The organism is Pseudomonas sp. UBA5706 (genome assembly GCF_002419965.1).
Lineage (GTDB): Bacteria > Pseudomonadota > Gammaproteobacteria > Pseudomonadales > Pseudomonadaceae > Aquipseudomonas.
This window is the reverse complement of record NZ_DIHC01000011.1, coordinates 82,942-104,255: the sequence shown is the minus strand read 5'-3', so window position 1 is coordinate 104,255 and position 21,314 is coordinate 82,942. Positions and strand designations below refer to the sequence as shown.

General features: G+C 55.3%; 24 protein-coding genes, 1 tRNA gene and 2 pseudogenes. 16 read left to right on the top strand and 11 right to left on the bottom strand.

What is annotated here, in order from left to right; all coding sequences use genetic code 11:
• Nucleotides 1-29 precede the first annotated feature (29 nt).
• The 7 genes from rpmI (at nucleotide 30) to B3I26_RS06130 (ending at nucleotide 4,945) form a co-directional block, all read left to right on the top strand.
• Nucleotides 30-224, top strand: a complete 195-nt coding sequence (rpmI, locus tag B3I26_RS06160) for a 50S ribosomal protein L35 (RefSeq protein ID WP_002553160.1) — start codon at nucleotides 30-32, stop codon at nucleotides 222-224.
• Between the two features lie 28 nt (nucleotides 225-252).
• Complete coding sequence (gene rplT, locus B3I26_RS06155) at nucleotides 253-609, top strand: 50S ribosomal protein L20 (RefSeq protein ID WP_007905879.1); 357 nt, start codon at nucleotides 253-255, stop codon at nucleotides 607-609.
• 104 nt (nucleotides 610-713) lie between these two features.
• Complete coding sequence (pheS, locus tag B3I26_RS06150) at nucleotides 714-1,730, top strand: phenylalanine--tRNA ligase subunit alpha (RefSeq protein ID WP_296256139.1); 1,017 nt, start codon at nucleotides 714-716, stop codon at nucleotides 1,728-1,730.
• 32 nt (nucleotides 1,731-1,762) lie between these two features.
• Nucleotides 1,763-4,144, top strand: coding sequence for a phenylalanine--tRNA ligase subunit beta (gene pheT / locus B3I26_RS06145; RefSeq protein WP_296256137.1), 2,382 nt, complete (start codon nucleotides 1,763-1,765; stop codon nucleotides 4,142-4,144).
• A 3-nt stretch (nucleotides 4,145-4,147) separates the two neighbouring features.
• Nucleotides 4,148-4,450, top strand: coding sequence for an integration host factor subunit alpha (gene ihfA, locus B3I26_RS06140; protein WP_002553164.1), 303 nt, complete (start codon nucleotides 4,148-4,150; stop codon nucleotides 4,448-4,450).
• The gene (locus B3I26_RS06135) at nucleotides 4,431-4,787 is read left to right on the top strand and encodes a MerR family transcriptional regulator (RefSeq protein ID WP_296256135.1); all 357 of its coding nucleotides are present in this window, start codon (nucleotides 4,431-4,433) and stop codon (nucleotides 4,785-4,787) included. The genes ihfA and B3I26_RS06135 overlap by 20 nt, the downstream gene beginning before the upstream one ends.
• A gap of 81 nt (nucleotides 4,788-4,868) precedes the next feature.
• Nucleotides 4,869-4,945 (top strand) — tRNA-Pro (locus B3I26_RS06130).
• A gap of 88 nt (nucleotides 4,946-5,033) precedes the next feature.
• Here B3I26_RS06130 and B3I26_RS06125 read toward each other — a convergent pair.
• From B3I26_RS06125 to B3I26_RS06115, 3 genes are read right to left on the bottom strand one after another with little or no spacing between them, the layout of a single operon-like run.
• A complete protein-coding gene (locus B3I26_RS06125; protein ID WP_296256469.1) occupies nucleotides 5,034-6,146 on the bottom strand; it encodes a tyrosine-type recombinase/integrase in 1,113 nt (370 codons plus the stop codon).
• Nucleotides 6,146-6,358 carry a hypothetical protein gene (locus B3I26_RS06120; RefSeq protein WP_296256133.1) on the bottom strand — a complete coding sequence of 71 codons (213 nt, stop codon included), beginning with the start codon at nucleotides 6,356-6,358 and terminating at the stop codon, nucleotides 6,146-6,148. The genes B3I26_RS06125 and B3I26_RS06120 overlap by 1 nt, the downstream gene beginning before the upstream one ends.
• A 25-nt stretch (nucleotides 6,359-6,383) precedes the next feature.
• The gene (locus B3I26_RS06115) at nucleotides 6,384-6,893 is read right to left on the bottom strand and encodes a hypothetical protein (RefSeq protein ID WP_296256132.1); all 510 of its coding nucleotides are present in this window, start codon (nucleotides 6,891-6,893) and stop codon (nucleotides 6,384-6,386) included.
• 100 nt (nucleotides 6,894-6,993) lie between these two features.
• On the opposite strand from B3I26_RS06115, the gene B3I26_RS06110 reads away from it, so the two are divergent.
• Entirely contained in the window at nucleotides 6,994-7,296 is a 303-nt protein-coding gene (locus B3I26_RS06110) for an excalibur calcium-binding domain-containing protein (protein ID WP_409521999.1), read from the top strand.
• Here B3I26_RS06110 and B3I26_RS06105 read toward each other — a convergent pair.
• The 5 genes from B3I26_RS06105 to B3I26_RS06085 all read right to left on the bottom strand — a co-directional run bounded on the left by B3I26_RS06105 (nucleotide 7,211) and on the right by B3I26_RS06085 (nucleotide 9,566).
• Complete coding sequence (locus B3I26_RS06105) at nucleotides 7,211-8,029, bottom strand: hypothetical protein (protein WP_296256127.1); 819 nt, start codon at nucleotides 8,027-8,029, stop codon at nucleotides 7,211-7,213. The two genes, B3I26_RS06110 and B3I26_RS06105, sit on opposite strands and share 86 nt — an antisense overlap.
• 538 nt (nucleotides 8,030-8,567) lie before the next feature.
• Nucleotides 8,568-8,765, bottom strand: a complete 198-nt coding sequence (locus B3I26_RS06100; protein WP_296256125.1) for a hypothetical protein — start codon at nucleotides 8,763-8,765, stop codon at nucleotides 8,568-8,570.
• On the bottom strand, nucleotides 8,762-9,133 hold the full coding sequence (locus B3I26_RS06095; RefSeq protein WP_296256123.1) for a hypothetical protein: 372 nt from the start codon (nucleotides 9,131-9,133) through the stop codon (nucleotides 8,762-8,764). The genes B3I26_RS06100 and B3I26_RS06095 overlap by 4 nt, the downstream gene beginning before the upstream one ends.
• Nucleotides 9,130-9,354 (bottom strand): hypothetical protein, encoded by a 225-nt coding sequence (locus B3I26_RS06090; protein WP_296256121.1) that lies wholly within the window; start codon nucleotides 9,352-9,354, stop codon nucleotides 9,130-9,132. The genes B3I26_RS06095 and B3I26_RS06090 overlap by 4 nt, the downstream gene beginning before the upstream one ends.
• Nucleotides 9,351-9,566: a hypothetical protein gene (locus B3I26_RS06085; RefSeq protein WP_296256120.1), complete on the bottom strand. Its 216-nt coding sequence runs from the start codon at nucleotides 9,564-9,566 to the stop codon at nucleotides 9,351-9,353. Before B3I26_RS06085 ends, B3I26_RS06090 begins: the two co-directional genes overlap by 4 nt.
• A gap of 220 nt (nucleotides 9,567-9,786) precedes the next feature.
• Between B3I26_RS06085 and B3I26_RS06075 the strand changes: the two genes are divergently transcribed.
• The 3 genes from B3I26_RS06075 (at nucleotide 9,787) to B3I26_RS06065 (ending at nucleotide 12,988) form a co-directional block, all read left to right on the top strand.
• Nucleotides 9,787-10,767 (top strand): SGNH/GDSL hydrolase family protein, encoded by a 981-nt coding sequence (locus B3I26_RS06075; protein ID WP_414707593.1) that lies wholly within the window; start codon nucleotides 9,787-9,789, stop codon nucleotides 10,765-10,767.
• A 386-nt stretch (nucleotides 10,768-11,153) separates the two neighbouring features.
• Nucleotides 11,154-12,059 carry a DUF4214 domain-containing protein gene (locus B3I26_RS06070; RefSeq protein ID WP_296256117.1) on the top strand — a complete coding sequence of 302 codons (906 nt, stop codon included), beginning with the start codon at nucleotides 11,154-11,156 and terminating at the stop codon, nucleotides 12,057-12,059.
• Between the two features lie 44 nt (nucleotides 12,060-12,103).
• Nucleotides 12,104-12,988: a DUF4214 domain-containing protein gene (locus B3I26_RS06065; RefSeq protein WP_296256115.1), complete on the top strand. Its 885-nt coding sequence runs from the start codon at nucleotides 12,104-12,106 to the stop codon at nucleotides 12,986-12,988.
• 281 nt (nucleotides 12,989-13,269) lie between these two features.
• Here the strand turns inward: B3I26_RS06065 and B3I26_RS06060 are convergent.
• Nucleotides 13,270-14,073: pseudogene (locus B3I26_RS06060) on the bottom strand (restriction endonuclease); the annotation flags it as partial.
• A gap of 347 nt (nucleotides 14,074-14,420) precedes the next feature.
• Nucleotides 14,421-15,134: an SDR family oxidoreductase gene (bdcA, locus tag B3I26_RS06055; protein WP_296256114.1), complete on the bottom strand. Its 714-nt coding sequence runs from the start codon at nucleotides 15,132-15,134 to the stop codon at nucleotides 14,421-14,423.
• A 71-nt stretch (nucleotides 15,135-15,205) separates the two neighbouring features.
• Here bdcA and B3I26_RS06050 point away from each other — a divergent pair, with 71 nt between their 5' ends.
• The 3 genes and pseudogenes from B3I26_RS06050 to B3I26_RS06040 all read left to right on the top strand — a co-directional run bounded on the left by B3I26_RS06050 (nucleotide 15,206) and on the right by B3I26_RS06040 (nucleotide 17,069).
• Nucleotides 15,206-15,793, top strand: a complete 588-nt coding sequence (locus B3I26_RS06050; protein WP_296256112.1) for a TetR/AcrR family transcriptional regulator — start codon at nucleotides 15,206-15,208, stop codon at nucleotides 15,791-15,793.
• Between the two features lie 89 nt (nucleotides 15,794-15,882).
• Nucleotides 15,883-16,154 (top strand): annotated as a pseudogene (locus B3I26_RS06045) (DUF4113 domain-containing protein); the annotation flags it as partial.
• A 573-nt stretch (nucleotides 16,155-16,727) separates the two neighbouring features.
• Nucleotides 16,728-17,069 carry a superinfection immunity protein gene (locus tag B3I26_RS06040; RefSeq protein ID WP_296256110.1) on the top strand — a complete coding sequence of 114 codons (342 nt, stop codon included), beginning with the start codon at nucleotides 16,728-16,730 and terminating at the stop codon, nucleotides 17,067-17,069.
• Nucleotides 17,070-17,914: 845 nt separating this feature from the next.
• On the opposite strand, the gene B3I26_RS06035 is transcribed toward B3I26_RS06040, so the two are convergent.
• On the bottom strand, nucleotides 17,915-18,433 hold the full coding sequence (locus B3I26_RS06035) for an Hcp family type VI secretion system effector (protein WP_296256108.1): 519 nt from the start codon (nucleotides 18,431-18,433) through the stop codon (nucleotides 17,915-17,917).
• Nucleotides 18,434-19,221: 788 nt separating this feature from the next.
• Between B3I26_RS06035 and tssA the strand changes: the two genes are divergently transcribed.
• Both tssA and tssB read left to right on the top strand, forming a co-directional pair.
• Complete coding sequence (gene tssA, locus B3I26_RS06030) at nucleotides 19,222-20,778, top strand: type VI secretion system protein TssA (RefSeq protein ID WP_296256106.1); 1,557 nt, start codon at nucleotides 19,222-19,224, stop codon at nucleotides 20,776-20,778.
• A gap of 32 nt (nucleotides 20,779-20,810) precedes the next feature.
• Nucleotides 20,811-21,314, top strand: coding sequence for a type VI secretion system contractile sheath small subunit (tssB, locus tag B3I26_RS06025; protein WP_296256104.1), 504 nt, complete (start codon nucleotides 20,811-20,813; stop codon nucleotides 21,312-21,314).

Here is a 21,314-nt window from a genome sequence, read left to right as displayed (position 1 = left end):
TTTATCAACTGAATGCGGAGTATCCGAACATGCCAAAGATGAAGACTAAAAGTGGTGCAGCTAAGCGGTTTCTGAAAACCGCGAATGGCATCAAGCACAAACACGCTTTCAAGAGCCACATCCTGACCAAAATGTCGACCAAGCGTAAGCGTCAACTGCGCGGAAGCAGCCTGCTGCATCCGTCTGACGTGGCAAAAGTCGAGCGCATGCTGCGCCTTCGTTAATTTTGATCAAGAATAGAGGAAGTAACTCATGGCTCGTGTAAAGCGTGGCGTCATTGCCCGTAAGCGTCACAAAAAAATTCTGAAACTTGCTAAAGGCTACTACGGTGCCCGTTCACGCGTGTTCCGTGTTGCCAAGCAAGCGGTAATCAAGGCTGGCCAATACGCCTACCGTGACCGTCGTCAGAAAAAGCGTCAGTTCCGCGCTCTGTGGATCGCTCGTATCAACGCTGGTGCGCGTATCAACGGTCTGTCCTACAGCCGTTTCATCGCTGGCCTGAAAAAAGCGTCGATCGAGATCGATCGCAAGGTTCTGGCTGATCTGGCAGTGAACGAAAAAGCGGCGTTTGCTGCGATTGTCGAGAAAGCTAAAGCCACTCTGGCCTAAGTCCCCGGCAATCACCAGGCTCCGTTCGGGGTCCGGTGCTAAACGTCATGAATAGGGGAAGAGCCTTGTAAGCTCTTCCCCTATTTCGTATCTGGAGTCTGTACATGGAAAACCTGGACGCGCTGGTCTCTCAAGCACTTGAGGCTGTGCAAAGCGCTGAAGATATCAATGGCCTGGAGCAAATCCGGGTTCACTACCTCGGCAAGAAGGGTGAGTTGACTCAGGTGATGAAGACCCTGGGGAATTTGCCGGCCGAAGAGCGTCCGCAGATCGGTGCGCTGATCAACGTTGCAAAGGAGCGCGTCACAGAGGTTCTCAATGCGCGAAAGGCGTCATTCGAGCAGGCCGATCTCGCCGCCAGACTTGCCGCCGAGTCGATTGACGTAACCCTTCCTGGCCGCGGGCAGACCACCGGTGGTTTGCATCCTGTCACACGGACCCTGGAACGCATCGAACAGTTCTTCACTCACATCGGCTACGGCATAGCCGAAGGCCCTGAGGTCGAAGACGATTACCACAACTTTGAGGCACTCAACATCCCAGGCCATCATCCGGCCCGGTCGATGCACGACACCTTCTACTTCAACGCCAACATGCTGCTGCGCACCCATACTTCCCCGGTACAGGTCCGCACCATGGAATCGAACAAACCGCCGATTCGCATCGTCTGCCCAGGCCGTGTGTACCGTAGCGACTCCGATATCACCCACTCTCCGATGTTCCATCAGGTCGAAGGCCTGCTGGTCGACCGCGATATCAATTTCGCCGACCTTAAGGGCACCATCGAAGAGTTTCTGCGCGTGTTCTTTGAAAAAGAGCTGGCAGTGCGTTTCCGTCCTTCATATTTCCCGTTCACCGAGCCTTCCGCAGAAGTCGACATGGAATGTGTGATGTGCAGCGGTAAAGGTTGCCGTGTCTGCAAGCAGACTGGCTGGCTGGAAGTGATGGGTTGCGGCATGGTTCATCCGAACGTGTTGCGCATGTCCGGTATCGATCCGGAAGTGTTCCAGGGTTTCGCTTTCGGCATGGGTGCAGAGCGTCTGGCCATGCTGCGTTACGGCGTCAACGATTTGCGCCTGTTCTTCGACAACGACTTGCGGTTCCTCGCGCAATTTCGCTAGGTCGCCCGTAACGAACTTTTTAGGAGAGCAGGATGAAATTCAGTGAACAATGGTTGCGTGGCTGGGTGAGCCCGCAAGTGTCCCGAGACGAACTGGTCGCTCGTCTGTCGATGGCTGGCCTGGAGGTCGATAGTGTGACCCCGGCCGCCGGTGTTTTCAGCGGCGTCGTGGTCGGCGAAGTGTTGAGCACCGAACAGCACCCGGATGCTGACAAGCTGCGCGTGTGCCAGGTCAGTAACGGTGAGCAAACTTTTCAGGTGGTCTGCGGCGCGCCGAACGTGCGGCCAGGCCTTAAAATTCCGTTTGCCATGATCGGTGCTGAGTTGCCAGGCGACTTCAAGATCAAGAAGGCCAAGCTGCGCGGCGTCGAGTCCAATGGCATGCTGTGTTCACAGTCCGAGTTGCAAGTCGGCGAGGGCAATGATGGTTTAATGGAGCTGCCCGTTGACGCGCCGGTGGGTAAGGATTTCCGCGTTTATCTTGAACTCGATGACGCCAGCATCGAAGTCGATCTGACGCCGAATCGCGGTGACTGCCTGTCCGTAGCAGGTCTGGCCCGTGAAGTGGGCGCACTGTACGACGCCAGGGTTACTCGTCCGTCCATCGCTGTGGTCCCCGCCGTCCACGACGAAGTGCGTTCGGTCGAAGTCTTGGCTCCTGCCGCTTGCCCGCGTTATCTGGGTCGTGTGATTCGTAACGTCGACCTCTCGCGTCCTACTCCGCTCTGGATGGTCGAGCGCCTGCGACGTTCCGAAATCCGCAGCATCGACGCTGCCGTCGACATCACCAATTATGTGATGATCGAACTGGGCCAGCCGCTGCACGCTTTCGATCTTGCCGAAATCCATGGCGGCATCCGCGTGCGCATGGCCGAGGAGGGCGAGAAGCTCGTGTTGCTGGACGGTCAGGAGGCCAGCTTGCGCGCTGACACACTGGTCATCGCCGACCACAAGCGAGCGTTGGCCATTGCGGGTGTAATGGGTGGCGAGCACAGTGGTGTCAACACTGCAAGCACACGTAACATATTCCTGGAAAGTGCCTTCTTCGATCAGATTGCCGTTGCTGGCAAAGCCCGTTCCTACGGCCTACATACTGATGCTTCGCACCGCTATGAGCGAGGTGTGGACTGGCAACTGGCGCGCGAAGCCATGGAACGTGCCACTGGGCTGTTGCTGGAAATCATCGGCGGCGAAGCTGGACCAATCATCGAGGCGGTCAGCGAACAGCATTTGCCGTCCATCGCACCGATCACTCTGCGCGCTGAGCGTATCGAGCAAATGCTGGGCATGCAGATGGACGCGACCGAAGTCGAGCGGCTGCTGTCGGCATTAGACCTGAAGGTATCTGCGCAGGCCAATGGCCAGTGGCTTGTCGAAGTCCCAAGTCATCGCTTCGACATTGCGCTCGAGGTCGATCTGATCGAGGAACTGGCGCGGCTCTATGGCTATAACCGCTTGCCGGTTCGCTATCCGCAAGCCCGTCTGGCCCCAAAGGCGCGTGCCGAAGCCCAGGGCGATTTGCCTGCGCTGCGCCGTTTGCTCGTCGCACGCGGATACCAGGAGGCGATTACCTATAGCTTCATCGACCAGAAATGGTTCGAGCTATTCAATCCTGGCGTAGAACCGCTGTTGCTGGCCAACCCCATCTCTGCTGACATGGCGGCGATGCGTTCATCGCTTTGGCCGGGACTGGTAAAGTCCTTGCAACACAACCTGAACCGTCAGCAGGACCGCGTGCGCCTGTTCGAGAGCGGGCTGCGTTTCGTTGGGCAACTGGAAGGTTTAAAACAAGAGCCTATGCTGGCCGGTGTGATTTGCGGCAGCCGGTTGCCGGAAGGCTGGGCACAAGGGCGCGACGGTGTCGACTTCTTTGACGTCAAGGCAGACGTGGAAGCGGTACTGGGCTTCGCCGGCGCACTGGACGATTTCCGTTTTGTACCCGGTAAGCATCCAGCCTTGCACCCGGGTCAGACGGCCCGTATTGAACGCGATGATCGTGAAATGGGCTATCTTGGTGCCTTGCACCCGGAGCTTTCCAAAACCTTGGGTCTGGACCGTCCAGTATTCGTTTTCGAACTGGTGCTGGCGGACATCGCCCAAGGCCGGTTGCCGAAATTTCACGAGCTTTCACGCTTCCCTGAGGTCCGTCGTGACCTGGCGTTGCTGGCAGATCGTGAGGTTGCGGCGAGTGCTGTACTGGACGTTATTCGTGAAAATGCAGGTCAATGGCTCACAGACCTCAGGCTATTTGATGTTTATCAAGGTAAAGGCATTGATCCGCATAGAAAAAGTCTGGCCGTCGGCTTGACCTGGCAACATCCATCGCGCACTCTTACTGACGATGAGGTAAATGCTTCGACGCAGCAAATTCTCACCTCGCTAGAGGAAAGGTTAAACGCCACGTTAAGGAAGTAGCGTATGGGGGCTCTGACGAAAGCTGAGATGGCCGAACGTCTGTACGAAGAGCTAGGCCTGAATAAACGAGAAGCCAAGGAACTGGTTGAGCTGTTCTTTGAGGAAATCAGGCACGCTCTGGAAGATAACGAGCAGGTCAAATTATCCGGATTCGGGAATTTTGACCTGCGAGATAAACGCCAGCGACCGGGTCGAAATCCCAAAACCGGGGAAGAAATTCCGATTACGGCTCGCCGTGTGGTCACCTTTCGCCCAGGGCAGAAACTGAAGGCCCGAGTTGAGGCTTATGCTGGAACCAAGTCATAACGACGAGCTACCGCCTATCCCCGGCAAACGCTACTTCACCATTGGTGAGGTGAGTGAGCTCTGCGCGGTAAAACCGCACGTTTTGCGTTATTGGGAGCAGGAGTTTCCTCAGCTCAACCCGGTTAAACGCCGCGGAAACCGTCGGTATTATCAGCGGCAGGATGTGCTGATGATCAGGCAGATCCGCGCATTGCTCTATGAACAGGGTTTCACCATTGGCGGCGCGCGTCTGCGCATGTCCAGCGACGAAGTCAAGGACGATTCCCTGCAGTACAAGCAACTGATCAAGCAGATGATCAGTGAATTGGAAGATGTTCTGGTCGTGTTGCGCAAGTGATCGAAATACTTCCATTATTCAAACGCTTAGGGTATATTCCTCGACGCATTTGCAAGCAACATTAAAAGATTTACGCCTAGTCGGGGCGTAGCGCAGTCCGGTAGCGCACTAGCATGGGGTGCTAGGGGTCGAGTGTTCGAATCACTCCGTCCCGACCATATTTTGTAAAGGGAATCAGCCACTTAGCGGCTCGGTTCCCTTTTTCATTTCTGGCTTGCGCAAAACCCGCGCAAATCTGGCGCAAAACTATCCGGCGATCTGGCTGATATCGAGGCCCGGAATGGCCTCCGACCAGATCACCTCGGCGTGCTCCTTCTGGTAGTTTTTGGTCATCTCCTCGCTGGCATGCCCAGCGATCTTCTGCCCATCTTTCCCGGCTTTCTTATACAGGTGCAGTGACAGCGCCCTGACTTCATGGAAGCCTGGCATCTCTTCTTCCTTGCATCCCTTATAACAATCCGCCGCCTCACTGGCGTCCTTGAATGCGCGCGTCAGGTAACGCTCCTCAACCTTGGTCCAGTGTTCTTTGGTCTCCGCTTGCTTTTGCGTCTTCCGATCAGGTCTGCGATGAACCAGGAATGGGGAAACGACGTTGTCACGGCAATGGCTGATCACGCGCTGCAGCTCGGGCGTCACCCTGAACCTGATCCACGCCGCGTCACTGGCTTTCGAAGTCTTCTGCTGCACCACATAGAGATAGCCGTCCCTCACATCTTCGAACTTCATCGCGAGGATATCGGTGCGCCGCTGAGCAGTGATCAGCGCCAAATCGATCGCGTTTTGCAGCCAGGCGGGTGCCTTCTCTCGAATCGCCTTGAGGCCGTCGACTGTATGCCGTTTGCGGGTTTTCTTCTCGATGCGATTAATGGTGCTCGCCGCAGGATTGTCGGGGCACAGCCCCTTGGCCGCTGCGTGATTGAAAATGTCGATCAGCAGCACCCGGCACTGGTTTGCCGTGCGCGGCGTCAACAGGTCTAGCATTTGGGCGATCATGCGGATCGAGATCTGATCGACAGCCTTTCCTTCGAACTCACGCCGGAATCTGCGGAAGTGCACGGCGTAAAGCCCCAGCGTTCCCTTCGACAGCTCCCGCGGCGGCAGAACATTCTTCTCGTAATCATCCAGGAAGGCGGTGAACAGTTCGGCTGATTCGCCCAGTACCACGCCGACCAGGTCGGCGCCCTGCATGAATGCCAAGTTCAGTTGCTTGGCCGCATCCACAGCCTTGATCCGGTCGGTGCCGAACTGAAACCACTTCCCATCAGTCGGGCGCCGGTACCGGTATGTGCCGCGCCGGTCATCCAGGTAAAGGTTCTGCGGCAAGCCTTTGTTCGACTTGTTGCGCGGCCGTGGGACCATCATGCAGCTCCTTTCAATACCATCGCGACGAGATCGTTGCCGGCGGCTTTGTTGAATGCCGTCCAGTCGATATACCAGAGTTTGCCGATCTGCTCGCCTGGAAGCTTGCCGTCTCGGATGTAGTTGCGGATTGCCTGGGGGCAGGGCGGTGTTCCGTTTTCGCCCCAACGCCGGCGCTGAAATTCGCTGATTTTTATCAGTTCACGCTTCATGGGATGCCTCTTCCCCGTCCGGGGTCTATGCGGGGTTGAGTGGTGGGTATTTCGCAAGAGCTTCGTCGGCGACCTTCATCGCTGCCTGGGCCTCGCTGACATATGCTGGATCGAAACCGCCACGCACATGGATAGTGGCTTGGCAGGCGCGCAGGTTTTCGCGGTTGAGCTTCAGCGCCTCGGTCAACTCTTCGCGGGCCTCACCTTCGACGCGGCTCAAGTCCCAAAACTGTTTTGCCCAGTGCCCCTCGGGCCGCGGGTTGGTGTTTTGGTATCCGAACGCCATGGCGCCGGCGATGCTGTCGCACAGATCGCGCTTGTAGGCGTTGTCGCCATCGACACTCAGGCCGTGGCGGCGGAGTGCATCAAGTGCATTGTTCAGGTTCGACTCAGGCGACGGCAGCACCAGATCAAAGTCGTTTTTACCGGGTCGACACGCCACGGTCAGTAGTTCGCAACCGAGCGGCAAGTGCTGCGCCATCTCAGAGATCGCCTCAATGGCTGATTCGCGGAACGTATTCAATTCTTGGGACATAGAAATACCTCTGCCCGCCGTACACCGGCAGGCTATGGTTCATAGGAATTTTGCGTTGGCGATCAGGCGACGTGAGAATGCGCGACTAATCAGGGAGTAAATGATGAAAGGGATATTTCTGGTTTTGCTGGCCGTTGTGGTGGCTTTTGGGTTGAGCACTTCCCCAGTGTTTAAACGGTGGGTGGGTGAATATTTGGCACCTCTAAGCACGGCCCGGCAGGAAGCGCCGGCCGCTTTGCTCGGCTCCGATGCTCCCGCTGTTTCTTTCAAATGCGACGGTCGTAAGTACTGCTCGCAGATGACTTCGTGCGCCGAGGCTAAATACTTCCTGAAATATTGCCCTGGCACCAAAATGGACGGTGATCACGACGGTATTCCTTGCGAATCTCAGTGGTGCCGGTAGAAGGTGCCGCCATATACGGACAGGCATATGGGTTGCTGGGGTTAATCAGTCGATCTGGTAGTAGACGTAGCAGTCCACGCGCTGATCCTTGAGTGATTTGTGCATAGCCTGGACGCCTTCGCTGTGCTGGTTGCCGATTCCCGGCGAAGGGGTGTCGAGGTGGATGCCCTGCTGGTGATAGCCGTGCCTTTTCTGCACGTAGCCCGGTACAGTTGGCGTTGTCGTAGCCAAGGCGATACATGAGGGGAAGCTGGATGCCTGCGCGATCGATCATCGCTTTGCAATCTTCCTTCCCGAGACCGCGTTCCATCAGGGGTGCAATGACCTGGCGATCTGGATTGCGTTCGCGAAAGCCGTCAAAGCGGTTAACTTCTTCTGCGGTGTATCCAAACACCATTACGTCATTAGGTTGCTTCCAAGTATCCAGCAGCCGACGCTTCAGCAGTTTGGTGCATGGCGCGCCATATTGGTTTTTGACGTAGCGCTCACGTCTGAACACTTGAATAACATCAGCGCCGTACTTCGTGTCTCGCAAGACGGTCACCGGCCTCCCGAACCACGCTTCGCAGTCCGCCAAGAAACGACGGTTGTCTTGGTGTTCATTGAACAGGAAGGCGTTAACGATAACTACATCATGCGTGCCGCTATACTTGGCCAACGCAAGCTTGGTTGCCACTGCCGAGGTTGCGCCGCAGCTGAACTGGCAGATGATGCGCGATTTATCTGTTGGCATAAGGAACCCTCGCCAAGAGGATGGCGTGCTGAAGGAGAGATGAGTTGATAGAAGCTGTGAGCGTGATTCGGTTTTTCAGAGTGGCCGCCCCAGGCGTGGCTTGTTTCTTTGCGGCAATCTCGTGCTTTTGTTGGATTCGCTCTGCAGCAGCTCGAGTTGCATACCGGCCATCAAATTACCCGTCTGGGACGAGTACACGAGTTGAAAAAAACATTGATGGAACCTGGGATGTGTATGCAACAGCAAAGCTTCAAAGCCGCTGGAATAAGTTAGCAGCGGCGGCAGCGTCGATTTCTGCGTTCTTCCAGGCCGTTACGATCTATTGCACCGCTACTTAGGGATCTTCAAACGCGCTCGCTCAGATCCAAACCGATCTGACTTACTCGATCGACACAGGCCGGATTCAGCCAGATGCATTCGGTTCGGCTTGCAGTGCCGCATGCGGCAGAAATTCGTGCCGAGGTGCTGTAGCAGTTCCAGTCCGGCAAGAGGTCGCTATACAGCTCGCTCGGGTACCCAGACAGCGCCACCATTCCTTCTAGTTCGAGCAAAATACTGAGCAGCTTTCTGTGTTCAGCGTCGTCCATTTCGTGCCGGTATACCGCCCGCTCGACGCGCCTTTGTGCGAAACGCGATCAGCGAGTGAAGGCGCGAGCATCAGGAACGTGAAGGTTGCGAGCACCGGGAACGATCCGCGCCAGAACACGATGCGGCGACGGCGCTGGTTAGCGGTCATGACCACGGCCCCAGTTGCTGCAATACCAGCCCATGCAATGCCTTTCCGTTTCGGCTGATGTGGTCGCCTCGCAGCTGCCACTTTTTCGTGCTGGGCCAAACGTCGATAAATCGCCCATCCGGAAGCGTCAGAACCACGTGGAAGCCGTTATTGTGCTTCTTGTGGGGCAGGCCCGTTTTGGATAGCCACACGTCAAAGCGCTGCATAGCCTCAGCCTTCACGCGCTTCGTGTGCCCTTCGGGATTAGGCTCGGTGCCTTCGCCCCCACAGTTGCGGCAGGCACGCGGGTATCCGACGTCAACACCGATGAGGCCGCAACAGCTCATACCGTGAGAGCCGTCTGCGACGTTGTCTTCGTAGAAGCTCATAACCTTACCTGATAGGCCAGAGTGCAAAGCCCGCACATAAACGCCCGACCGCTCCAAGCCTCGGCATTCTCAATACCGGCGATGCGCGCCTGACGTTTTGCGTCCTCAGTGGTGAGCCCTTTGAACACCATCACCACGCGATCCGGCGGCACCGCCAGATGCTCGGGCAGTTCTGTCAGTTGCTCGTCGATCAGGGATTGATAAATTGGCGTGGTAGTCATGCCGTGGCCCTTCTTAGTTGAACAACACGATGACCGGCCTTGACCGCCAGCACCTCGCGGTAGCACTCAGCCTCTTGGTAGCTGAGCTGCGAAATGAACTCCGCGAAGTCGAGCGCGCCACAAACAAAGCTTCGGTCTGCCGCAGGCGTGGGTGAGGTTGAAATGCGCTCGATCTGCAGATTGAAGTAGGCGTATGCCACGTCTTGGCTCATAGGTCGTCGGCCTCGGCCTGGGCAATCAGTGCATCGTCTACCAAGGGCCGGAGTAGGCCCTCTGCTATTTCGCCAAGTTTGCCGAGCGGGTGGGAGCTACTGCCTAAAAGCTCTGCGGTCGCAGCAGTGTCTGCGCGCCCGCAGTTGTTCGCGAGGATCAGCCAGCCGAGTGCTGGCCCGGCTCCCGGCCTGCCTGGCGTCAGCCACGGCCGATCTGTGGATGCTGCTCTCGCGCACCAACGACAGCACGACCCCGGGCATGAAGCTGGCCGACAGCAAGGCGAACGTGATGAAGGCGATTACCGCTTTCCAGAACACGCCGGGCAAGTACCTGATCGTGGGTACTGGTACGCCCCGGTTCGGTACCAGAGCCCTGACGGGCACCGCGCTGGCCGAGGCGATCGCATACAAGGACTGGGCGCTGAGCTACGTCAGTCAGTTCGTGCCGGTGGTGAACATCTGGGACGGCTTTACCGAAGCAATGACCGTGGAAGGCCTGCATCCCAACATCCTTGGCGCTGATTTCATTCAGTCCCGATGCGTGCCGGTCATCAATGCCAATTTCGAGTTCTTCGGCGTGCCGCTGCCGACGGATGCCGCTGACGTTTACTCGGCGATTCGCCCGTTCGGCTGCCTGAATGCAAACCCACTGATGGCCGGGACGGCTGGGACAATCAACGTATCGGTCAACCCAGTGGCCGGGTCGGTACTGGCGGACAGCTACAAGGCCAACGGTTCCGGGCTCACCGGGATAACCACTCGTTGGTATAAGGAGCCCGCCGCATTCGGCGACGCACAGTGCGTCGAACTGAGCGGAACCATGGGGGCGGCGGGTGGCTACATCTATCTGCAGCCTTCGGCCAACGTCACACTGAGCAATCTTGTGGCGGGTGACGTGATCGAGATGGTGTCTGCGCCTGATATCGTCGGCAACAGCCGGGGCATCCTTGGTTGGGAGGCTGAGCTGATCATCACCAAGCCGGTGGCGGGCACGTCCACTGCGATCTATTACCGCTCGATGGACAAGTACCAGGAACCGTTTACCTTACCGGCGAACTGGAAAGGCGCGCTTGAGACTCAGCGTTATTCGTTCGATGCTACCGAGACGGTCATCACCGCGAGGATGGGCCTGTACCTGGCCGCCGGCATCGCCCAGGATTCCAGGGTGAAGGTCGCTCAATTCGGAATTAGGAAAAACTGATCGATCAACAGGTGGCCAGGGTATGTTCCAGCAGTGGCGCTTGCGTTGCTATGCGCCGGACCCTGTCTCACTCCTCCAGCGGATCGATCAGATGCCACCCTTGATTTCTGATATTTCCTACTTGAATTCACAGTTATTTTTCGTCGCCTCCATTGCTCCAGAAACAGCGCATCCCAAACTGGGGCGGGCTTCTCTGGTGTTTCGTATGGAGAACATAAGGGGCTTGAGCCTCTGTTTTAACCGTGAGATCGCCCGACGTATGGGAACTATTCCCATCGAGAATGGTCCATAATGCCAGCTCGATTTATTTGTATCACTCGCGATACAAACTCAGCCTTTATGTTTTATGCCGCGGCATGAAGGTCTGTCTCAACCAAGGAAGATTGATGGCAATCCTAAAACTTTATCAGCCCCTTGATATGAACGCCCTTCAAGCGTGGGACGGCACCCTCCCCACCGTTGAAGAAGCCCATATACAATCTACTGACGGGCTAAGAATCCAAGACTACTTCGGTTCGTTTCAATTCACTGATGGCGAAGTGTCGGGGGGCGTACTGACCTCCACCGTCGCTTATGAGAATGGCGCGTCTTACGAAGTAACCGGTTTGAATCTCGACGCAAGGGTTATGGCCCAATACATCGGCAACTTCGACATCAATGCCGCTATGACTGAAATACTAAAAGCCGACGACACGATTATCGGCTCTGCCGGCAACGATGTGCTCAAAGGCGGCAGTGGTAATAATTGGTTCGATGGCGGTGCCGGCATCGATACCGTGTTTTACGACGGTGGCAAACATGACGTCTCGATTCCGTCCAGCGGCAGTACGTACATCGTCAGTCATGACGGCGGCACCGACACTTTGAACAACATCGAGCGTATCGACTTCGGACCAGGCTCTGTTCTGGCGCTGGATGTGAAGGGTGGCGAAAACGCAGGTTCGGCCTACCGCCTATATCAGGCAGCGTTCGATCGCAAACCTGACATCAGTGGATTGAAGTACTGGATCAAAGAGCTGGACACGAGCGCCAATCTTCAACAAGTTGCTAAAGGTTTTGTGGACAGCGCCGAATTCATGGCGCTCAACCCCAATAAAGATGCCACTTCAATCATCAACAACTTGTACCAGCACGTGCTGCACCGCGACGCCGACGAAGCGGGTGAACAGTATTGGAAAAGTGCCATGGCCGAAGGCATGAGCACGCATGAGGTCCTGGTTTCGTTTTCCGAGAGTCAGGAGAACATCAGCAATACCGCGGCGGCACTCAACAGCGGTCTTTGGCTGATCTGACACCTCAATGCCTTTGTTTCTCTAGTTCAGGATATGGAATTCTCATGACAAGCGTTACCTACAATCAGCCGTTCACCAACTTTGATTTGAGCAAAGCCGCCAATGTCGGCCTAACAGGTTCGGTTACGGACGCTACCAGCACTCACATTGGCATCAGCGATGGTTCTTATTCGGCCGATCTGAAAGGCGTCTTCGTGTACGGCAGTACGAAACTGGTGGGGCGCGTCTCTGAGATATCCTATTCCAAGGACGGCTCGACTTACATGACCGTATCTGAGTTGGGCTACAGCCTGTCCGGTGCGGTTCCGACGTCCTTCTACGACGGCGATGACAAATATTTCGGTTCCAGCGGCAACGACCTATTCTACGCTTGGCTGGGCAATGACAAGTACGACGGCGGTGCTGGGACCGACACCGTCTATTACAGCGCGTCCAAGAATGACTTCGTCGTCAAGGCCAGCGGCAATGGCCTGAGTGTGGATGGCTTGGGTAAGACCGACTCGCTCGTCAACATCGAACGCGTCAAGTTCGACGACGGTACTCTGGCGGTTGATATCAATGCAGGCCAGAACGCCGGTTCTGGATATCGCCTATACCAAGCGGCGTTTGATCGCAAGCCTGACGATGATGGGCTTAAATACTGGATCAATGATCTGGACAACGGCCGCAGCCTGCAGCAAGTGGCCAAGGGCTTTGTCGACAGCGCTGAGTTCAAGGCTCTGAATCCGGGTCAGGACCAGAACTCGTTAATCGACAACTTCTACCAGCACGTGTTGCATCGCGACGCCGACGCTGGTGGCCTGCAGTATTGGAATGGTCAAATGAGCGGCGGCATGACTGCCGCTGAAGTACTGGTGTCGTTCTCTGAAAGTCAGGAGAACGTTGCTAACATCGCACCGGACCTGAATAACGGCTTGTGGGTGGTGTAACGACAGGGCCTAGTCCGTGGGAATTAAAGAACCGCTTTCTGCCTATCAAATTTCAGGTAAACCTGACTAACACTCATGTCCTGATCTTTGATCATCTTCACGACCTCCAGCTTGAAGCTGGCGTCGAATTTCTGTATTTCTGGCTCATAGGCACTCCTCGATAGGTATAGTTTCAACTATCGAGGAGTCCGGGGCCTTTAGACCAGCTCACAGGTCGGTCTTCAAAACTTCAGGATGCACGACTCATGCTCACTAGGCTTCGCCTACTATAATTAGCGCTACTAAGTGCCACTGTATGCTCGCGCTGTTTCCTTAAGCGTTTCGGCGTGTGCGAAAATATCATCGAGTGAATTTATGGGATGGCGTGTCTCGACTTTATCAATATCGAATGTTCCTAGATATTTTTGGGGTCGGTTGAAGTGTAGGCGAGCCACTGGCTTGCGGTTGTTGTCATCGAGCAAAACACCGAAATAGCTTTGCGTGTCTCTGGCAGCAATGCGCTTCACGTCGACTTCTGAGCGCACGATGGCCTTAACAATGTTGTAGCCTTCGATCTCTTCTGCGGTGGTGACAACTAGATCTTTGTCTTCAGGTTGATCAGGCACGCTCCCATGGGACTCCGGTGCTTCTGCAGGCGCCTGGCTAACGATGACAGGCTGGGTATTGCCCGTGATGGCCGACTTCAATCGTTCGTTGATCTGATCGCTTAGAAATTGAACAGTGGCTTTTCGGGTGAGTTGAGTGAACTGGTCCCGTACCTTTTGGGTGATCGTACCCTCGTAGACACGTGAGGCGAAGAAACGGACAAAGTCATCGTCGGGTTGCTGGAATTGCGCTGCCAGAACACGTTTGATTTGACCAACATATTTAAGTTCGCCAGCGGCGCTGATGATGGAATCAACATCGAACGCCGACTTTGTAAGCTTCTGCAGCTCAGGCACGACGTGGTCATCAATGTCGAGCAAATCGAACTCTAGGAACGGTTTTTCATCCATCTTGTTCGGTGCATCCAGATCTGTGAAGAAGCGATAAGACTGGCCGTTAGTAAGAATGGATATTCTGGCGGTGGTTACATGAAAGTATCGGGGTTCCTTGTAAACGGCCTCTAGGCCGAATCTTGTTATAGCTTGTTTCCATTCCTGAATGCTAGTCCGGATACTTGATCCCCGATGCTCCAGCCCTCCCGGCCGATCACGCGATGCTCATTCGCTGTATTATTTTTATCAAAGCTTCATCAGTGCCCGGACTACCACGCCGATGATCCGACAAACGCCTTCGCATATTTCCATTGGGCAAGTAGGGTTCAGGGGCTTCAAGAACCGCCGCCCACCAGCATGTATTACAGCTTCTGCTTTTAGCCGTTATCACTCGACTTGCTCTCAATGACACAGGCCTTAAACAAAGCCGGGGTAGCCCCGTCTTGTCCATTCGGTCAGGCGCCGAACGCACCGTCAATGGTATGCATTGCTCCTGTCACAAAGCTTGCTTCTGGACCGGCCAACCAAGCCACCATTCCGGCTACCTCGTCAGAGCGCCCGTGACGTTTGATCGCCATGAAGCTGTGCATCAAGTCTTTCATCGGGCCGTTCGCTGGATTGGCATCTGTGTCGATCGGTCCGGGCTGCACGATGTTGATCGTGATACCGCGCGGGCCGAAATCCCGAGCCAGCCCTCGCGCCATTCCTTGCAATGCGGATTTGCTTAAAGCATACGACGCCATACCCGGCAAAGGCATACGGTCGCCGTTTACCGAACCAATTACGATGATGCGCCCGCCTTGAGGCATTTGCCGTGCCGCCTCCACCGATGCATGGTAAGGCGCGTGCACATTGATGCGGAACAAACGATCGATCGCGTCAGGGTCCTGTTCAAGCGCGTCGCCGAAGATCGCTATGCCTGAATTGACTACTAGGACGTCCAAAGGACCGATACCTCGGACTCTGGCAATTACCGCATCACGGTCAGCGCTGTCAGTCAAATGTGCGCTGGCACCTGTTTCAGAAGCAAGCAGATGTGCAGCCTCAGGCGAGCCAGAGTAAGTAAACGCTACCTTTGCACCGTCGGTTGTGAATCGTTTTACAATCGCCGCACCAATCCCTCTGCTTCCGCCCAGCACCAGTATCGATTTGTTCTTAAAATCTGCCATAGTCATACTCCTGATTAATGTAGTGGATGCTACAATAGTCATTCATGTCTCTGTCAAGTAATTTTGTAATCATGACTACAAAAACATCCCTTGTTCGCGGCAGACCGCGTCGGTTCGATCTGGATGAGGCGTTGGTAACTGCCCAGCGTCTGTTCCATGCTAAAGGCTACGACGGTGTCAGCGTCACAGATCTGACCAAGGCACTCGGTATCAATCCTCCCAGCTTCTATGCGGCCTTTGGCAGCAAAGCGAAGTTGTATGCGAAGATTCTTGATCGATATGCTCTAACCGGGGCTGTGCCTTTAATGCAGATACTTAGCGCTGACCGGCCTTTGGCCATATTGCTCACGCAAATACTCGAAGAGGCTGCGCGCAGCTACGCAGCCGACCCCTGGGCTACGGGCTGCATGGTTTTGGAAGGTACGCGAAGTAACGATTTGGAGGCGCGCGAAGCGGCCTGCGGCTTTCATCTTGCCGCGCAAGATGTCATTCGAAACAGCATCGCCATGCGCTATCCACTGCAGGCTGATCGGTTGACTGACTTTGTCAGCACTACCATGGCTGGACTTTCAGCCAGTGCGCGCCATGGACAAAGCCTGGATCGGCTCCTAGCTACTGCAAAGCTCGCCGGTGCGGCGCTAGCGCAGGCTCTGCATTAACCTTTCCAAAGTCGAATGGGCGCGCGCAGATTTCGGGCTGAACTAAATTCAGCCCCAAGAGCTAGCCGAAAGGAGAATTATTAATCCAACGACTTATGACAAAGGCGGCAACCGAGGCAGTCAGTCGCTTGTTCCGCCCAGGCTTCAAATACAGCAAGGACGAGGTGCTGCTGGTTCTTCGCCAGCCAGGCAAGCTCACTGAAATCTGTTCACGCAGTCCCAACCTGTCGAGGCCGAAAAGGTGACGAGCGTGCAGGATGAAATAAACGGAAGGTGGGGACGCGGAACGCTACGTGCTGCGAGCGTCCCGGCAAATCCAGAGTGGGCGATGAGCCAGAGCTTCACTACCAAGCTTGATTAGCTCTGGATTGTGCAATCCAAATAAAGAAAGTGGCCCGTCTTCACGGACATGTTCCTCTCAAGACCGTTCCAAGGTTGACTGCTGTTGTCATAGCCTCAATGCGCAGAGCCTCATGGAGGTCCTCAAGCTGTTGGCGGCAGTTTTCCGGTCTACCTATGCGATTGCTCACAAAGGAGTTTTCCCGGAGGCAGTCTGACAGCTTGGCCTGAGTTAATTTGAGGGTAGTCCGAAGTTGACCGCGCTCGGCTGTCACCTCCTTGTGCATGTCGATCAGCTTGGCCATGTTTTTTCCGGTACGGGCTCAAGTCTCTTTGCAGCGTTTGGCATTCCTCGGTATGCAGATGTGACTGCTGCTCGAGCATTTCTTCGCGGGTGAATTCATCGGGCCATTCGGCCCGTTCGGTGGTGTGCATGGAGTGACACCTAAATACTGTTTGGGCGTACAGGAGTCGAGTTTCAGCAAAAAATGCCAGTTCGAGTGACGAGCTGCGTGCATTTTGCTCTTCACCCTAGGCTTTGGCCGTTTGTACTCGTTGATGGTAGATTGCCATGTACTATCAAGGAGGGTGAAGTATGTCTAATAGTTCCGGCGCCATCGGCGGGCTTATGCTGTTTGTTATTGGGGCGGTTATTTATTTTCTGCCCACCATCATTGCCAAAAGCAGAAAACATCCAAACCGGTCCTCGATTTTTCTCCTCAACCTGTGCTTGGGCTGGACACTGATCGGTTGGGTGGTCTCGTTGGTTTGGTCAGCCTCATCCATTGCGGGGACTGAGCAGCCGCTCGGTAAACAGGCCGAAATGCCGATGCTGAACAAATACCGAGAGATTGAAAGGCTTAGCTCCCTGAAGGAGCGAGGGCTTATCTCGGACGACGAATACCAAGCAGAGAAAATGAAGCTGCTCCGTAGCTAATCTCAACATTCATCGCGACCCGCTTCGGCGGGTTTTTTATGGGCGCGTTCTAGCGAAAGGACTGGATATGAACGATCTCGCAACGCTCGGCATTGCCGTCGATTCCAGTTCGGCAGCCAAGGCTGCGACTGATCTTGGTAAGCATTGCCAATGCCACGGTTCGCGCTGAGGATGCGGTCAACGATCTAGGCGATTCGGCGTCGTTTTACTGGGGAGCTCGGAAAGAGCGCTGCGGCCCTGCTTGCCGGACTCAAAGAGGATGAAGCGAGTGCCAAGGGCGCTGGCAGGGCCGCAGAGGGCATGGTGTCGCCGCAGCCGACCGGTAGATGGACTCGTTCGAAGCTTCACGCGTAGCAGGCACTTTCATGCCCATACGTGGGATGGCGATGCCGCCGTAATGCGCACCGGTCCAAGCGGAGAATTCGAGGTTGACGCGTGGTTTCCAAAGTCTTAGTCGCGGACGCTGGTGCGGCGGGGCGCAGGTTGAAGCGCTTGATGACCGGGTCGTTAGTGACCATGCCGGAGTCGCCCTGGGCAGTGCGGCGGATCTGGCTGTTAACGCCGCCGCCGTGTGGTGGCAGCTGCAATAAGGCGGGCCTGTATAGCAGGATTTCGAGGTCGAGGGACGGCCAGCTCGCTGTCCTGTTCAATATCGAACGCTGCCAGTCGGCTGCTGCCTCGCGGCCGGTCAGGGAGAAGACTTGAAGTTCGTTTACCAGCCCCTCGATGGCAGGATGAAGTGAGTCTGGCTGGCCGGAGTGGGCCTCCCCGGTTCCTTGTCATGCAATGATAAAAACAACACCGGCTAGCAGGGCTGGCCGATGTTGTTACTCGGTCAGTCAAGCTTAGCCAGCGACTGGCGAACGCCAGTCATCGTAACCCGAAGTGCCGGAAACTTCATGGGTCCAGGTAATTTTGCGGTAGGTGAATTCCACGTCTTCCAGGTGAGTGAAGTGCGAGTTCGCCGGGTCTTGGCAGTTATGCATGTAATCCCTGATGTCGACGATGATTGCGTCTTCAAGCTTGGTGGTGAAGTAGTGTTCTTGGGTGCCAGCTGCCGAGGTGCGGTACCACTGGATGGTGATTTCGGTCAGGCGCTCGCCGGAAGTCAGTGCTGACAGTAGCAGAGGGGAGGATTTGTCGAAGACCTTGGTGATTTTGACTGGTTTGTGAACGCGCTGGCCGGTAGGTTGGCCGGACTGCGGGTCACGTGGAATGATCACTTCGTGACTGAAGCCCTGAACCATGACTTGGTCTTCGTGACCTTCCTGGTAGGTGTTGCCAACTGAGTCAGCGGTGAAGGCACCGGCTGTGATCAGGCCTTGTTTAGTGCCGGTGATGGACATGTAAGCTGGCGTAGCCATGAAGACGCTCCTTGCTGGATCAATGAGAATGCCCGGAAGGCGAAAATCGCCCAGTGGGTGCACTCAGTTATCAAGGATCGTACCAAGGTTTTTATTTTTTATATAAATCAGCGGCATAGGAGATTTTATAGAAGCATTTCCCGATTTTTGCGCAAGGGGGGGTTAAAAGTGCGCAACTACTTGCACAGTGGTGAGTCACTTCTTGCGCACTTGGCTAAGTGTCAATGAGCATAAGCTCTGCAGGGCGTTAGCCACCGACTTTTCAATAAACAGCTGTGCAAATATTTGCACAAGTTGACAGTGTATGCGGCGATTGGCGCTTAACGGAAACTCAGATGCGTCGAAGAAATTTCATACGGTCTTTTGGGATTTTTCTTATTTGCATGGTTTTGGGTAGTACGTGTAAAGTCCGCTTCGGTAAGGCGAGCTTCATGCTTCGCTTGGAGACTAGCCTACGTGTTATTTGGGTGCGCATCTCGGAGGGAGGCGCCTAAAGTTGTTGGCTTCAGAGGCACTATTTCATTGGTTTTAAGTGAGTTTCGCGACAGTCTGATGATTATCGAGAGCACAGAAATTTTCTAATTTTTGGCTATGATTGCCAGCTCTATATCTGGATTTTTTGAGCTTATACAGTGCGGACGGTAAATGGGCATTATCCTGCGTCTGATATGCCCCATTGAAAGGGCATGGTTTGATGTATGGATCTAGGATCATGTTTCTTTCTTTTTTCTTCGTTTCAGTATCTTCGTGATCGCCGCTAGGCGAAATACTTAATTTAAAGGTTATGGATGTCCTATACCTCTAAGCTCTCCGCACATTATCTGGAACTCGCAAAAATATCAGTTTCGCAAGGAAGTTTTGCGGGCGAAGATGTTCGTTTTTCGAGCGAATATGAAGCGTTGGAGAATGAGCTGGCCAAAGCTCAATCCATGCACGACAGTGGTCAGATTGACTGGCTTAAAGTTCGCGATAACAGTGAGAGCCTGCTGCGCACTCAATCCAAGGATTTGCGAGTGGCGGCCTGGCTTACTTGGGCGCTATACCAGCGCGAATCGTTCCAAGGACTGCTCGCCGGGCTCGGGCTGCTGCACCATTTATGCGAGCACCACTGGGCGGATGTTCACCCCAGCAAAGCGCGAACCCGTAGCGCGGCGATCAGTTGGATTGTGCCGCGCCTCGAGCAGGTGTTTAACGAAAATATTGCGATCAGAGAACAACTGCCGCTGTTTCGACGCCTGGTTGAACACCTCGAAGGGATGGATGCCGCTTGCTCCCTGCATTTGGGTGATGACGCGCCGCTATTGTTACCGCTTGCACGTCGGCTCAAGGGCATGGTTCAGCGTGCAGCCGATAACCAGCCAGAACCCGGTGTAGTCGGCGCGGCTGTGGCCCAGGTCAAGCAGGCCGCCACGCAGCTGTTTGCAGTGGGTGGGTTGATTGATAATGAAAAAGAGGCGCACAAAGCGCTTCGTGCGCAGCAGGACAATGCCCGGTCATTGTGTACCTGGTGGTTAAAGCAAAAAGCCACTGACCTTCGCGCCTTACGGCTCAATCGCGCGCTGTTATGGCTGCACATCGATACGGTGCCTGAGCGCAATGCAGAGCACATCACTGCCTTACTTGGATTGCCGGCAGATAAGCTCAAGTCCTACTGTGATCGTTACGACCAGGCGGGATACGCCGATCTTATTGTCGAACTTGAAGCGAGCCTGGCCAAGGCGCCATTTTGGTTCGATGGTCAGCGCATGGTCTGGGAATGCCTGCAAGGCCTGAACGCTGACCAAGCCATGCGTGAAGTGGAATTTCATTTCGCGCTGTTGATTCAACGGTTGCCCGGCATTATCGAATTACGTTTTCACGACGGCGCACCGTTTGCTGATCCGGCCACACGCGCATGGATCAGCGCTAACGTGATGCCGCACCTGCAAGCCAACACTGCACCGCGCAAGGTGGAAATCCCCCAAGCACAGCCCGCCTGGGAGCTCGCGCTGGAAGAGGTCTTGCCGATATTGCGCAAGGACGGTCTCAAGGCTGCCGTGCGGATACTCAAGCAGGGCCTGCAGAACGCGCAGGGCGGCCGCGTCCGATTTTTCTGGCAGTTCGCCCTGGCACGCCTGTGTTTTCTGGCCAAGAAATACGAACTGGCTAAGGTCCAACTCGAAACACTCGACCAGACACTACAAGACTCAGGTATGCACGTCTGGGAGCCGGATCTTGCGCTGGAAGTTCTCCATCTGCTGCATAACTGCTGCGAGTTGTTGCCGCAGAATCACGCGGTGCGCGAACGCAAGGAAGAGATTTATCGCAGGCTGTGCCACCTCGATCTTGAAGTGGTACTCGAATAGGCCTCACGGCCGCAACCGCAAGGAGAAAAGCCATGGCCAAAGAAGGCTCGGTAGCCCCCAAGGAACGCATCAACGTCACATTCAAACCTGCCACCGGTGGGGCTCAGGAAGAAATTGAACTGCCACTGAAGCTGCTGGCCGTTGGTGACTACACCCATCGCAAGGACGAGCGCAAAGTCGAAGATCGCAAACCGATAAGCATCGACAAAATGACATTCGACGAAGTGCTGGCCAAGCAAGAGCTGCAACTGACGCTCAGCGTGCCGAATCGTTTGCAGGAAGAAGGGAGTACCGAGGAGCTGGCCGTTACGTTACGGGTCAACTCGATGAAGGACTTCAACCCGGCCAGCGTGGTTGAACAAGTGCCTGAACTGAAAAAACTGATGGAGCTGCGCGACGCACTGGTAGCCCTCAAAGGCCCGCTGGGTAATGCACCTGCGTTCCGCAAAGCCATCGAAGGCGTGCTCGCCGACGACGAATCCCGCGGTCGCGTACTGGATGAGCTGGGCTTGAATGCCGCAGCCCATGACGCCTGA